The sequence below is a fragment of the Frigoribacterium sp. VKM Ac-2836 genome, assembly GCF_013248995.1.
GTDB lineage: Bacteria > Actinomycetota > Actinomycetes > Actinomycetales > Microbacteriaceae > Frigoribacterium.
In genome coordinates, this window is sequence record NZ_JABRPK010000002.1 from 187,343 (window position 1) to 200,365 (window position 13,023).

The 13,023-nt window shown below is 68.6% G+C and carries 14 protein-coding genes and 1 tRNA gene; 5 read left to right on the top strand and 10 right to left on the bottom strand.

Translation table 11 applies throughout. From position 1 onward, the window contains the following. Nucleotides 1-92: 92 nt before the first annotated feature. Nucleotides 93-326: a cell division protein CrgA gene (locus HRF36_RS07195; RefSeq protein ID WP_173208468.1), complete on the bottom strand. Its 234-nt coding sequence runs from the start codon at nucleotides 324-326 to the stop codon at nucleotides 93-95. A 151-nt stretch (nucleotides 327-477) separates the two neighbouring features. On the opposite strand from HRF36_RS07195, the gene HRF36_RS07200 reads away from it, so the two are divergent. Genes HRF36_RS07200 through HRF36_RS07210 form a run of 3 tightly spaced genes read left to right on the top strand, consistent with a single transcriptional unit; the run spans nucleotide 478 to nucleotide 2,053 of the window. Beyond that, entirely contained in the window at nucleotides 478-1,254 is a 777-nt protein-coding gene (locus HRF36_RS07200; RefSeq protein ID WP_173208470.1) for a class E sortase, read from the top strand. Between the two features lie 2 nt (nucleotides 1,255-1,256). Next, nucleotides 1,257-1,418 carry a hypothetical protein gene (locus tag HRF36_RS07205; RefSeq protein ID WP_173208472.1) on the top strand — a complete coding sequence of 54 codons (162 nt, stop codon included), beginning with the start codon at nucleotides 1,257-1,259 and terminating at the stop codon, nucleotides 1,416-1,418. Next, entirely contained in the window at nucleotides 1,415-2,053 is a 639-nt protein-coding gene (locus HRF36_RS07210; RefSeq protein WP_173208474.1) for an aminodeoxychorismate/anthranilate synthase component II, read from the top strand. Before HRF36_RS07205 ends, HRF36_RS07210 begins: the two co-directional genes overlap by 4 nt. An 83-nt stretch (nucleotides 2,054-2,136) precedes the next feature. Here HRF36_RS07210 and pknB read toward each other — a convergent pair whose 3' ends face one another. The 7 genes from pknB to HRF36_RS07245 all read right to left on the bottom strand — a co-directional run bounded on the left by pknB (nucleotide 2,137) and on the right by HRF36_RS07245 (nucleotide 11,175). Continuing rightward, complete coding sequence (gene pknB, locus HRF36_RS07215) at nucleotides 2,137-3,843, bottom strand: Stk1 family PASTA domain-containing Ser/Thr kinase (protein ID WP_173208476.1); 1,707 nt, start codon at nucleotides 3,841-3,843, stop codon at nucleotides 2,137-2,139. A gap of 155 nt (nucleotides 3,844-3,998) precedes the next feature. After that, nucleotides 3,999-5,777: a protein kinase gene (locus HRF36_RS07220; RefSeq protein ID WP_173208478.1), complete on the bottom strand. Its 1,779-nt coding sequence runs from the start codon at nucleotides 5,775-5,777 to the stop codon at nucleotides 3,999-4,001. Further along, complete coding sequence (locus tag HRF36_RS07225) at nucleotides 5,774-7,249, bottom strand: penicillin-binding protein 2 (RefSeq protein ID WP_173154021.1); 1,476 nt, start codon at nucleotides 7,247-7,249, stop codon at nucleotides 5,774-5,776. The genes HRF36_RS07220 and HRF36_RS07225 overlap by 4 nt, the downstream gene beginning before the upstream one ends. Next, entirely contained in the window at nucleotides 7,249-8,604 is a 1,356-nt protein-coding gene (locus tag HRF36_RS07230; protein WP_043595278.1) for an FtsW/RodA/SpoVE family cell cycle protein, read from the bottom strand. Before HRF36_RS07230 ends, HRF36_RS07225 begins: the two co-directional genes overlap by 1 nt. A gap of 85 nt (nucleotides 8,605-8,689) precedes the next feature. Further along, nucleotides 8,690-9,937, bottom strand: coding sequence for a PP2C family serine/threonine-protein phosphatase (locus tag HRF36_RS07235; RefSeq protein WP_173208480.1), 1,248 nt, complete (start codon nucleotides 9,935-9,937; stop codon nucleotides 8,690-8,692). 6 nt (nucleotides 9,938-9,943) lie between these two features. Continuing rightward, nucleotides 9,944-10,465, bottom strand: a complete 522-nt coding sequence (locus HRF36_RS07240; RefSeq protein WP_173208482.1) for an FHA domain-containing protein — start codon at nucleotides 10,463-10,465, stop codon at nucleotides 9,944-9,946. Beyond that, on the bottom strand, nucleotides 10,462-11,175 hold the full coding sequence (locus HRF36_RS07245; RefSeq protein ID WP_173208484.1) for a DUF3662 and FHA domain-containing protein: 714 nt from the start codon (nucleotides 11,173-11,175) through the stop codon (nucleotides 10,462-10,464). Before HRF36_RS07245 ends, HRF36_RS07240 begins: the two co-directional genes overlap by 4 nt. A 108-nt stretch (nucleotides 11,176-11,283) precedes the next feature. On the opposite strand from HRF36_RS07245, the gene HRF36_RS07250 reads away from it, so the two are divergent. Then, nucleotides 11,284-11,367, top strand: a tRNA-Leu gene (locus HRF36_RS07250). 94 nt (nucleotides 11,368-11,461) lie between these two features. Then, nucleotides 11,462-12,061: a hypothetical protein gene (locus HRF36_RS07255; RefSeq protein ID WP_173208486.1), complete on the top strand. Its 600-nt coding sequence runs from the start codon at nucleotides 11,462-11,464 to the stop codon at nucleotides 12,059-12,061. A gap of 32 nt (nucleotides 12,062-12,093) precedes the next feature. Here the strand turns inward: HRF36_RS07255 and HRF36_RS07260 are convergent, their stop codons facing one another. Both HRF36_RS07260 and HRF36_RS07265 read right to left on the bottom strand, forming a co-directional pair. Further along, the gene (locus HRF36_RS07260; RefSeq protein WP_173208488.1) at nucleotides 12,094-12,552 is read right to left on the bottom strand and encodes a hypothetical protein; all 459 of its coding nucleotides are present in this window, start codon (nucleotides 12,550-12,552) and stop codon (nucleotides 12,094-12,096) included. Continuing rightward, complete coding sequence (locus tag HRF36_RS07265; protein ID WP_173208490.1) at nucleotides 12,549-12,977, bottom strand: hypothetical protein; 429 nt, start codon at nucleotides 12,975-12,977, stop codon at nucleotides 12,549-12,551. Before HRF36_RS07265 ends, HRF36_RS07260 begins: the two co-directional genes overlap by 4 nt. Nucleotides 12,978-13,023: the final 46 nt, after the last annotated feature.

Here is a 13,023-nt window from a genome sequence, read left to right on the forward strand (position 1 = left end):
ATTGTCACCTGGCCACGTTATCCACAGGGAAGTTATCCACAGCGTTTCCCACATTGGGGATAGTTACAGGCGTGTAAGTTCGAAACTGCGTTCTAGCGCCACCGAGTGGTCATCAAGAAGCCGATGAACATGATTCCGAAGCCGACCAAGATGTTCAACGAGCCGAGCGACGCGACCGGCAGGGTGCTCTGGCTGACGTAGAAGACCACGATCCAGGCGAGACCGACGAGCATGAAGCCGAACATGACCGGCTTGAACCACACGGGGTTCGGCGCGTCCTCGGCGGAGCGGGCGGGCTTCGTGCTGCGGTTCGTCTCTTTGGCCATGGCGCACAGTGTACCGTGAGGCCCTTTTCGGGACTGGGAAGGAGATCACGGCCGTCCCCGGCCGCATCGAGTTCTCCACATCCTCTCCACATGTTGTCCACCGAGGCGTCCCCTTGACTCGGAGACACGGGACGCCGCCTAGGATCGAATCATGACGGACCACGGGGGTGAGGCCCCGCCCTCGAGGCGCACGACGCGGCGCCGACGGCCACGCGCCTCCTTCGTCAGTGTCCTGGGTGAGCTGTTGATCACCGCGGGCGTGCTCGTGCTGTTGTTCATCGGATGGCAGCAGTGGTTCAACGACCTCGTCGTGGCCGACGCCTACCAGGACGACGCGGCTCGACTGAGCGAGCAGTTCGACGAGGCCGCGACACCGGCCCCCGAGCCCTCAGCCGACGGCTCGTACGGCGAGCCGCCCCCGGGTACGGCTCCTGCCGAGGCCGAGAAGTTCGCCAACTTCTACGTGCCGCGCTTCGGCACCGACTACGCCGTCCCGATCGCCGGGGGCACGAGCACCGTCCGCACCCTGAACAAGATCGGCATCGGCCACTACGACGAGACCCAGATGCCGGGGCAGGTCGGCAACTTCGGCATCGCCGCCCACCGGACCACCTACGGGGCGCCGTTCAACAAGATCGCCGACCTCCAAGAAGGCGACAAGATGTATGTCCAGACCCAGGACGGTTGGTTCACCTATTCGTTCCGCAACCTGCAGTACGTCCAGGCCACGCAGGTCTCCGTGCTGCAACCGGTGCCCGACGCCCCGGACGTGTCGGCGACCTCGGGGGACCGTCTGATCACCCTGACGAGCTGCAACCCGATGTTCACCGCCCGAGAGCGCATCGTCGCCTACGGTGTGTTCGACTCGTGGCAGCCACTGTCGGCCGGGGCCCCCGCCGAACTCGCCGCTGCCGGAATCGGAGGCTGATCGTGTACTCCGCCCTCTGGCGCATCCTCCCCGGCCCGTGGTGGGTGAGGCTCGTCCTCGTCCTCGTCCTCGTCGCCGCCGTCCTGTTCGCACTCGTCGAGTGGGTCTTCCCCTACGTCAACGATCTCCTGCCCACCCCCGACGTCACCGTGGAGCAACCATGACGCGCATCCTGGTCCTCGACAACTACGACAGCTTCGTGTACACGCTGAACGGCTACCTGCAGCAGTTGGGGGCCGAGACAGACGTGGTGCGCAACGACGCCTTCGACGCGGCCGACACCGCCGATCGCATCGCCGAGTACGACGCCGTGTTGCTCTCGCCCGGTCCGGGGACGCCGGCCGCGGCCGGCGTCTCCATCGACGTCGTGCACGCAGCTCTCGCGGCCGACAAGCCGCTGCTGGGCGTCTGCCTGGGGCACCAGGCCATCGCCGAGGCCCTCGGGGCCACGGTCACGCACGCCGACGAACTGATGCACGGCAAGACGTCGAAGGTCGAACACGACGACAGCGCGTTCTACGAGGGTGTTCCGCAGCCGTTCACCGCGACGCGGTACCACTCGCTCGCCGTGGTCGACGAGACGGTTCCCGAGACGCTCGAAGTGACCTCGCGCACGACCGGTGGCGTCATCATGGGCCTGCGCCATCGGTCGTCACCCGTCTACGGCGTTCAGTTCCACCCCGAGTCCGTCCTGACGCAGGGTGGCTACCAGATGATCGGCAACTGGCTCTCGGTCGCTGGTCTGCCGGGAGCGGCCGAGACGGCGAGAGGGCTCGACCCGCTCATCCACCTCGGCTGACCGTCGAGATCGCGGTGCCGACATCGCGCCAACGAGATCGCGGCGCCGAGTTCTCGGCGCCGACTCGTCGGCTCTGGAAGGGTCTAGCCGGTACAGATGCGCAGGGTGACGGCCGCGCCTTGGGCCACGTCACCGGGCGGAACGCTCATGCCCGAGACGGTCTCACCGCTGCACCCCGGGTCGGACTGCGGGGTGACGGTCAGACCCAGGTCGTCCCTGAGGGTCGTGATGGCCTCTTCTGAGGGCTGCCGAGTGACGTCGGGGAGCTGCACGAGCCCGTTGGACACCACGAGGTCCACATTCGAACCGAGGGCGACCTGGGCGGCCGCAGCCGGATCGGACGAGAGGACCGAGCCCCCGGGCACCGACGACGAGTAGTCGGATCGCTGCTGACCCCGTTCGAGACCGGCGTCGGTGATCGCCTGCCATGCGGCGTCGACGGTCTGCCCGGTGACGGCGGGCATCGCGACGAGTTGAGGCCCCGACGAGACCGTCACCGTGACGGCGAACTCTTTGGGGACGGAGGTGCCGGGTTGTGGATCGGTGGAGATGATGTCGCCGGCGTCGATCGTCGGACTGGTCGCGTCGGCACGCACGGCTGTCAGACCCAATTCGTCGAGGCGGGCGGACCCGGTCTCGAAGCTGACCCCGACGAGGTCGGGGATGCGGGACGACTGGGCGTTGTCGACCGTCGGAGGGGTGAGGTTGACCACCCAGAACACGACGGCCACGATGACGACCGCCACGAGCACGATGCCGGCCCAGATCCACGCCACGGGGGGTCGGGTCTGCGTTCGTTGAGGGCGTCCCGTGTCGTCGGACTGCAGTTCTTTCAACGCCGCCTCGCTGCCGGCGCTCGAGAGGGGGTTGACCCCGAAGAGCGTGGAGCCGGCGTCGACCGCGTGCGGTCGACGAGCCGGGGCACGACCGGCACCGGCTGCCTCGAGGTCGTCGCGGAACTCGGCCGCACTCTGGAAGCGGTCGAAGCGGTCCTTGGTCAGGGCGTGCAGGACGACGGCGTCGAGGGCCGGACTCACGGCACGCTCGACCGTGCTCGGCGGGACGGGAGGTTCGCTGACGTGGCGGTAGGCGACCGCGACGGCGCTGTCGCCCGTGAAGGGAGGTTTGCCGGTCAGCAACTCGAAGAGCATGACGCCGGTCGAGTAGAGGTCGGTGCGGGCGTCGACGGTCTCGCCACGCGCCTGCTCGGGACTGAAGTACTGGGCGGTGCCGAGGATGGCCGTGGTCTGCGCGACGGTGGCCGCCGAGTCGCTGATGGCTCGGGCGATGCCGAAGTCCATCACCTTGACCTGACCGGAGTTGGTCAGCATGACGTTGCCGGGCTTGATGTCGCGGTGCACCACACCCGCCCGGTGAGAGTACTCGAGAGCCGTCAGCACGCCTGCGGTGACCCGGACGGCCTCGTCGGGGTCGAGCGGGCCCTCGGCGACGATGTCTTTGAGGAGGCGTCCCTCGACGTATTCCATGACGATGAACGGGACGACCACGTCGAGCCCGCGGCTGTCGCGGACGACCTCTTCGCCGGCGTCGAAGACCCGGACGATGGTCGGGTGCGCCATGCGGGCCGCGGCCTGGGCCTCTTGGCGGAACCGCGAGCGGAAGGCCGGGTCGGTGGCGAGGCTCGGCTTCATCAATTTGACGGCGATCTTGCGACCGAGCCGGGCGTCGGTGCCAACGTGGACGTCGGCCATGCCACCGCGGCCGATCAGGTCACCGATCTGATACCGGTTGGCGAGGAGATGGATGCTCTCTCTCACACCTTCAGCCACGCCTGTTCTCCCAACGACCCACCCCTGTCTGGCGACACGGTCGGAGCCAGTGTACCGGGGCGGACTCCCCCGGACTGGGTACGGACCTAGGCCGGAGGGATGATTGTGAGGGCTTCGTGACCCCGACCGACCCGTCGGCCGGGGTCACGAGTGACCTACTGCTGGTCGGCACCCTCGGAAGGGCTCGGACTCGGCGTCGTCGGCGGCGCCGTCACCGTGATGGTGACACCCGGCGACGGCTCGGATGCGATCTGACCACAGTTGGCCACGTAGCTGACCGTCAGGTTGCCGGCGGCGGAGGCCGTCACCGTGAGGGACGTCGCGTTCGCGCCGAGGCCCCCGGCGGACTGGCCCGAGGTATCGGTCCCACCCGTGATCGTGTACGAGTAACCGGTCAGCGAGTAGCCGGTCGGGCAGCCCGCGTAGGCAGGCCAGTTGATCGTGGCGTCCTCGCCGGCCGTGATCTGACCAGGGGTCGCCGTGGGCGTCGACGGCTGGGCAGGGGTCGGGGCGGCGCGGTAGATGTAGATCGTCACCGAGGAGCCCTTCTCGAGAGCGCCCGTGGGGTCGATGCTCGCGACGGTGCCGACCTGGTCCGGAGCCGGTGCACTGGACCCGGCGTCCGCCGAGTCGACCTGGAGGCCGAGCTCTTCGAGGGAGGCGCGCGCCGCGGCCTCGGTCAGTCCCACGTAGTCACCCGACGAGACGGTGACGGTCGTGGGCGTGGGCGACGGGGTCACCGTCGTGCGGCTCGGTGTCGGTGTCGCGCTGGACGTCGTCGGCGCGGGAGCCGGATCGTCGGTGTTGCCCACCGCGAAGACGATGCCGACGACGAGGGCGGCGACGGCGAGGACGGCCAGGACGATCAGGGGCCAGAACCAGGGGCTGCGCTTCTTCTCGTCGACCGGTTCGTCGTCGTCCCGGAGGGCGTCGGGGTCGGCGGATCCGGCGACGTAACCCGCTGCCGCACCCCCCGCGGCGCTCTGCGCGCGGGTGGCCATCGGATCGAAGAGCTGGGTCGTGGCGTCCTGGGCGTTGAAGGCCTGGGTGGCCGTGTCGGCGGGCGTGTTGGCGGCTGCACCGATCGCCGGCACGGCGATGGTGGCCGCGGGCACGTCGCCGCGGCGCAGGGCCCGGGCCGCCTGGGCCAGTGCCGAGGCGGTCGCGGGTCGCTCGCCCGGCTTTTTGGCGATGCACGACAGGACCAGACGACGCACGGGCTCGGACACCGTCGACGGGAGGTCGGGCGGCTGTTCGTTGATCTGAGCCATCGCGATGGCGACCTGCGATTCACCCGTGAACGGGCGACGACCGGCCAGGGCCTCGTAGGCGACGATGCCGAGCGAGTAGATGTCGGTGCTGGGTGACGCAGGGTGGCCGCTCGCCTGCTCGGGCGAGAGGTACTGGACGGTACCCATGACCTGGCCCGTCGCCGTCAGGGGCACCTGGTCGGCGATGCGCGCGATGCCGAAGTCGGTGATCTTCACGCGGCCGTCGGGCGTGACGAGCAGGTTGCCGGGTTTGATGTCGCGGTGCACGAGACCTGCGGCGTGGGCGGCCTGGAGGGCCGAGGCGGTCTGCGCGACGATGTCGAGGACCTTGTCGGTCGGCAGGACGCGGTCGCGCTCGAGGACCGTCGACATGGCCTCGCCGGGGACGAGCTCCATCACCAGGTAGGCGCTGCCCTCTTCTTCGCCGTAGTCGAAGACGTTCGCGATGCCCTCGTGGTTGACCAGGGCCGCGTGACGGGCCTCGGCACGGAAGCGCTCGAGGAATCCGGGATCGCCCAGGTACTCGTCCTTGAGGATCTTGATGGCGACCGTGCGGCCGATGACGAGGTCGGTGGCTTCCCAGACCTCGCCCATGCCGCCGATGGCGACTCGGGTCGACAGCTGGTAACGCCCACCGAAGGTGACTCCGCCGGATGGTCTCATTTGTTCAGCACCGCCTCTAGTACTTTCTTCGCGATCGGTGACGCGACACTGTTGCCGAATGCGGACTGGCCCTGTCCGCCGCCGTTCTCGACGACGACGGCCACCGCGACCTCGGGGTCAGCAGCAGGCGCGAACCCGGTGAACCAGAGGGTGTACGGCTCGCCGGGGCCGTTCTCGGCCGTTCCTGTCTTGCCGGCGACGTCGACGCCGTCAATTCTTGCATTGCTCGCCGCACCGTTCGCGACGTCCTGCACCATCATGTCGGTCATCGTGGCCGCAGTCTGGGAGCTGATGGGCTTGCCGTACTCCGAGGGCGAGAAATCCTCGACCGGGCTCAGGTCGGGGTTCAGGACGCTCTCGATCAAGGTCGGGTTCATCTCGGTGCCGCCGTTGGCGATGGCGGACGAGACCATGGCCATCTGCAGGGGCGTCACGCGGTCGGAGCCCTGCCCGAAGGACTGCAGCATGAGGGTGGCGTCGTTGATGGCCTGGCCCTTGGAGTCCTCGATGGGGAACTGGCTCGGCGTGACGGCCTGGGGGACGCCGATGGAGTCGTCGCCGAAGCCGAACTTCTCGGCCTGATCCTGGAGGGCCTTCGCACCGAGGGCCTGGCCGAGCTGCGCCATGGGGATGTTGCACGACAGGCGGAGGGCGGTTGCGATGGTGGCCGTCTCGCCGCCGCCGCAGCTCCCGCCCTCGGCGTTGTTGATGTTCGTGCTGGTGCCGGGCAGCGTCAGGGTCGACGGGTTGGGGAAGGCGCTGTCGGGCGTGTAATCGCCGCTCTCGAGCGCAGCCGCCGTCGTGATCAGCTTGAAGGTCGAGCCCGGTGCGTACAGGTCGCCCTGGATCGCCCGGTTCTGCAGCGGAGCCGAGGGGTCGGCGATCAGCGAGTCGTAGGCGTCGGTGACGGTCTGACGGTCGTGGCTGGCGAGCGGGTTGGGGTCGTAGCTGGGCTTCGAGACCATCGCGAGGATCTTGCCGGTCTTCGGGTCCATCGCGACGACCGAGCCCGAGTTCGAGCCCAGGGCGTCGTAGGCCGCCTGCTGGACGGTGGGGTCGAGGGTGAGGTTGACCGTGGCCCCCTCGGGGTCCTGACCCGTGAGCAGCGAGTTGACCTGGTCGAAGAACTGCGAGTTCGCGTTGCCCGTGAGGTACCGGTTCATGGCGTCCTCGATGCCTCGGGATCCCTGACCCAACGTGTAGTAGCCCGCGACGGGTGCGTAGAGGTCGGGCTGCGAGTAGGTGCGCTGGAACTCGTACTGGTCGTCGACGGGGGTCGACTGCGCGATCGCCTGGCCGCCGACCAGGATGGGACCGCGCTGCGCCGAGTAGCTGGCGAGCAGGGCCCGCGAGTTGCGGGCGTCGGCGTTCAGCGCGTCGGCCTGGAACGCCGTGATGTAGGTCGTCGAGAGGAAGAGCGCGACGAACATGGCGAGCACCACGTAGCTCACGCGTCGGAGTTCTTTGTTCATCAGCCGATCACCAGCCTCGGTTGGTTGCGCACGGAGTCGGACAGTCGCAGCAGCAGGGCCACGATGATCCAGTTGGCCACGAGCGACGAGCCGCCCGCGGCGAGGAAGGGAGCGGTGAGGCCCGTGAGCGGGATCACCCTCGTCACGCCACCCATGACCACGAAGACCTGCAGGGCCACGACGAAGGCGACGCCGACCCCGAGCATGCGACCGAAGTCGTCCTGACCCACGAAGCCGATGCGGAACCCCCGGGAGACGAGCAGGAGGTAGAGCGCGAGGATCGCGAAGAGTCCGGTGAGGCCGAGTTCTTCGCCGAGCGACGCGAAGATGTAGTCGCTCTCGGCGAGCGGGGTGGTCTGCGGACGGCCCTGACCGAGCCCCGTGCCGATCAGTCCGCCGTTCGCCAGGCCGAACAGGCCTTGGACGAGCTGGAAGGACCCGCCGACGGCGTCGTACTCGGACTGGGCGAAGGGGTTGAGCCAGGCGGCGAAACGGCCCTGCACGTATCCCAGGAAGGTGCTGGCGATCAGTGCCCCTCCGAGGAAGAGGCCGACGCCGAGCACGATCCAGCTCGCGCGCCCCGTGCCCACGTAGATCATGACGAGGAACAGCCCGAAGTAGAGCAACGAGGTGCCGAGGTCGCGCTGGAAGATCAGGACGCCCATGGCGACGAGCCAGACGATGAGGATCGGCCCGAGGTCGCGTGGTCGCGGGAACCGCATGCCCAGGATCTTCGGCCCCATGAGCGAGAGGTTGTCGCGGGCGGTGACGAGGTAGCCGGCGAAGAAGATGGCCAGCGTGATCTTGGCGATCTCGCCCGGCTGGAACGAGAACGGTCCGATGTCGATCCACACGCGGGCGTTCAGCCCCTCGCGGCCGATGCCCGGCAGGAGGGGCAGCAGCAGCAGCACGATCGACACGAACATCGCGATGTAGCGGTACCGCGAGAGCACCCGGTAGTTGCGGATCACGAGCAGCACGGCGAGGGCGATCACCATCGCGAGGACGGTCCAGACCATCTGCTTGATGCCCAGCGCGCCCCAGCCCTCACGTCCCTCGGCCAGGTCGAGGCGGTAGATCATCGCGATGCCGATGCCGTTCAGGGTGACGGCGATCGGCATGACGAACGGGTCGGCCTCGCGGGCGACGACCCGCAGGACGACGTGGAAGATCAGGGCCAGGCCCAGCACCATCGAGCCGGCGATCAGCACGGTCGGGTCGACCTCGCCGGTCGCACCGAGCTGGACCAGCACCATCGCTCCGGCGGCGACGCCGCAGGCGATCAGCAGCATGAGCAGTTCGAGGTTGCGGAGGCGCGCGGGTTCGCGCAGGCGCAGCGAGATCGCCTGCGTCATGTTCGTGGGACGCGAGGCCTTCGCGGACGGCTTGCGCGCGCCTCCTACACGACCGATGACCTCGGTCGCGTCGCCACCGGGTGCGTCAGGGGTTGCTGGCATCGGCCAACCTCTCGACGATCGCCCGGGCGTCCGCGAGGGAGCCGGCGTTGATGGTGTCCTCCACGGTGGTCTGCGTGTAGTTCGGCAGGTCGTCGACCTGGACGTCGGTGGTCTCGTAGACGCTCGAGAGGCCGATCGGGCCGAGGCTCTGCTGGACGCCCTTGTAGATGACGACCGTGCCGCGCTCTTCGCCCACGTAGTAGTGGTCTTGCGTCCACTGGTAGGTCAGCACGAGCCCGGCGATGAGCGCGGCGATCGCCACGACGAGGGCGGTCAGCCACGTGATGCGGCGACGGCGACGGCGACGTTTGTCTTCGGCGATGAGCTCGGCGAGGTACTCGTCGCTCTCGGGCTCGAAGTGGCTGTCTTCCGGCGTCGTGGCGACCTTGAGCGGGTGCAGCAGGATCGTCGGCAGGCGGAGCTGCTTGCGCCCGGCGTCGCTGTCGAAGGTGAGGGGAGCGGCGGCCGAGCCGACCGTGACCGGTTCGTCGAGGGCCGAGTCGTCCGATTCGTCGACGTCGACGATGACGACGGTGACGTTGTCGGGGGCACCGTGGTCGAGTGTCTCTTTCACGAGGCGCCGGGCCGTCTGCTCGGCGTCGAGGCCCATCGCCATGGCCTTCTTGATGCGCTCTTCTGCGAGGTAGCTGCTGAGCCCGTCCGAGCAGATCAGCCAGCGGTCGCCGGGCTGCGTGCCGAGGGTCGCCGTATCGATCTCGGGGGCCGCGTCGACGTCGCCGAGCACACGCATCAGCACGCTGCGTCGCGGGTGCACGGCGGCCTCTTCGGCCGTGATGCGCCCGCTGTCGACCAGGCGCTGGACGAAGGTGTGATCGGCCGTGATCTGGCTGAGCTCGCCCTCGCGGAACAGGTAGATGCGCGAGTCGCCGATGTGGGCGATCGCCATGCTGTCGCCGACGCGGAGCATCGCGCTGACGGTCGTGCCCATGCCCGTCAGCTCTTGGTGCTCGAACACCGTCTCGGCCAGCAGTTGGTTCGCCGCGATCAGCGATGACTGCAGGGCGAACTCCGCGTCACCTGGCGAGGTGTAGACGCGGTCGGTCTCGCGGATCCGACGGATGGCGATGGCCGAGGCCACGTCGCCCCCCGCGTGCCCGCCCATGCCGTCGGCCACGACGAAGAGCTGCGTACCGGCGTAACCGCTGTCTTGGTTGTTGGACCGGATCTTGCCCACGTTGGACAGAGCGGCACTCTTGGCGTGCGTCGTCATGAGGGCCTACCGCCGGAGCTCGAAGCTCGTCTGCCCGATCGTCACGGTCGCGCCGGTGGGCACGGGGGTGGGGACCGTCACGCGCTCACCGGCGAGGAACGTGCCGTTGGTGGAGTCCAGGTCTTGGACGACCCAGCGGCCGTTCCAGAGCATGAGGCGCGCGTGGTGGGTCGAGGTGTAGTCGTCGCGGATCACGAGATTGCTCTCTTGCGACCGGCCGATGGTGAGAGGCCCGTCCTCGAGAGGCATCTCGAGGCCCGCCTTGGCGCCCTTGGTGATGACGAGCCGTCGGGCGCGGCCGTCACCCTGCGGGGTCGGCGCCGGCGCGGCGGGCGCGGCGCGCGGGGCGGGTGCAGGAGGCGCGGTGGCGGTCGAACTCGCCTTGCCGGGTGTGGCCTCGGCGGGCATCTTGCGCGCCCGCTGCCCGAACAGGTCGCTTCTCAGGGCGAACACGATCACGAAGACGAACAGCCACAGGACGGCCAGGAAGCCGAAGTGGAGCACCAGCAGGGTCAGGGTCGAGGTCATCGTCGGCCACCCGTCGAGTCGGGCCCGTCGAAGGGGTCGGGCGTCGATGACTGTGGGAGCACGCGGAACACGATACGCGTACGACCGATCTGGATCACCGAATCGGGCTGCAAGGGGGCCTTGGTCAGCGGGTTGCCGTTGAGTTTCGAGCCGTTCGTCGAACCGAGGTCGCGGACCTGGGCGCGCGAACCGTCCCACAGGATCTCGACGTGCTGGCGGGACGTCCCCGTGTCTTGCACGGTGATGTCGGCGTCGCTGCCGCGGCCGATGATGGTGCGGGCTCCGCTGAGTTCGCGGCGCTTGCCGTCGATCTCGACGAAGGGCTTCCACTGCACCTCGCCGCGCAGGTTGCGCGAGTCGACGGTCATGATGCCGACGCTGAGCGAGTCGTCTTCTCGCAGGCTGATGCCGAGCGGGCCGGCGAACTGGTACCCCTGGGCCGTGGCGTGCCGCTGCGTGAGCTGGGTGAGCTCGTCGATCAGGGCCGGGCCGATGCCGGACATCTTCTCGTAGTCGATGGGGGCGAGGCGCACCTGGAGCTCGTTGGGCACGAGGATGCGGTCACGCGAGACCACCGCCGCCTTGGTGTCGAGCTCGCGACGCAGGGCGTTCGTGATCTCGAGTGGTTGCACGCCCGAACGGAACGTCTTGGCGAAGGCACCGTTGACGGCACGCTCCAACCCGCGTTCGAAATTGTCGAGCAGTCCCATGGGTCTCCAGGTTCGGGGTCTCTGGTCGCCCGATCTTAGCCCGAACGAGTGAAAGGTACTCGCCGCTGCTCTTCCGGGCGTCCGACGCGTGCTAAAGTCTACGAGTTCGCGCGAGTGGCGGAATTGGCAGACGCGCTGGCTTCAGGTGCCAGTGCTCGAAAGGGCGTGGGGGTTCAAGTCCCCCCTCGCGCACGAACGTGAAGGCTCACCTCCGGGTGGGCCTTCTCTCTTTCCCGGCTCTCGTCCCGCCCGTCGCCGTCGGCCCGTGCAGTGGTTGTCTGGTGCGATGAGCCAGCAGAGCGCGGTCGTGTTCGAGTTCGCCGAGGTGCTCTTCGACGAGTTCCCGAAGGCCCCGTGGGTGCCCCGCAACCAGCGCATCGTCGTCGACTCCGACCGCCGCGTCGTGGGTCGCCGCGACGGCATCGTCGTCAGCGTCACCGACCTGCCCCCGGTGTACGCGCACGCCGACATCGGGCCGACGGTCAGCAGCATGCAGTCCCTCGTCACCGTCGGCGACCACGTCTCGTGGATCGTCCGGACCGTCGAGGGCACGCGGTTCACCTCGTCCGCCGACGGCCTCGACGAGGAGGCGCGGCTCGTGATCGCGAGGGACGCCACCCTGCACGGGTTCCTCGACGACCTCGAGTGCATGGTCATCTCCGACCTGTCGGAGATGCGATTCGGACAGGACCGCGAACTGACGCGCTGTCGCCTCGAGGTGACCCGCGCCTCCGGGGGTCCGGTCGCCTGGGCGCTGGTCGTCGAGGGCACGGGGCATCGGATCGAGTCGGACACGGTCGAGGCGGCGGAGTTCGTCGGCCAGCAGCTCAACGACATCGCGATCGACGGCGACCCGCTCGCCCTCGAGGCCGTGCTGCCGCTCTGAGGCGCCTCGGCCCGATCAGCTCGTGAGGCCGGTCACGGAGAGCCTCCGGCCGATCGCGAGGCGATGAAGGCGGCGAGCCAGCCCGGGATCGCCTCGGCGGGCCGCGGGTACGACTCGAGGTCGTCGAGGTACGCCTGGTCGTCGATCCAGGTGTGAGGAGCGCGGTGGTCGAAGTCGAACGAGGTGCCGAGCTTGCCAGCGGCGGTGACCCGGAAGCTGGCGCTGAACCACGTTCCGACGTCGGCTCGGTACATGAGCCGTCGGAGGTCGGAGGCGGCGGAGCCCGCCTCGTCCGTGTCGGGAGTGGACGACTCGTGACCGGCTTCGTCGAAGAAACCCACGGATGCCACCCGGACGCCTCCGACCTCGGAGAAGTCGAACTCCGCCCAGACGGAGCCTCGAGGCATCATGCGGTGGACGGCGAGACCCACCCGACGGAGGGCATCACGCTCGGTCGGGACGCCGCCGCCAACGGTGTCGTGTTCGCTCATCGCGCGGCCGTGCCGCCACCGTCGGCTCGGCCGGCCAGGTCGTGGCGGGTCGGGGCGCCGGCGAGGATGGCGGCGAGCCAGTCGGGGGTGTTCTCGGGCGTGCGGGGGAACTCGTCGAAGTCGGCTCGGTACGCCTCGGCGGCGAAGTGGCCCAGTTCGGGTTCGTTGTCGTAGTCGAATCGCGTGCTGAGTTTCCCTACGGCAGTGACCGTGAACCAGGCGGTGAACCATGTTCCTGCCCCCGGCCTGTACATGGCCTCTCTGAGTTCACGAGCGCGGAGGTTGGAGTCTCTCTTGCCCATGATGGAGTCGTACGTCCCGTCCGGGCGGTAGAGGCGCTTCTTTCCAGAGGAGACACCACCGGCGATGCTGATCTCGGCCTCGATGCGATCGAAACCATCCTGGATCTCTTTGTACAGAGCCAAGCCCACGTTCTTGAGTGCCGAACGCTCGGCTTCGAGGCCCGCTCGG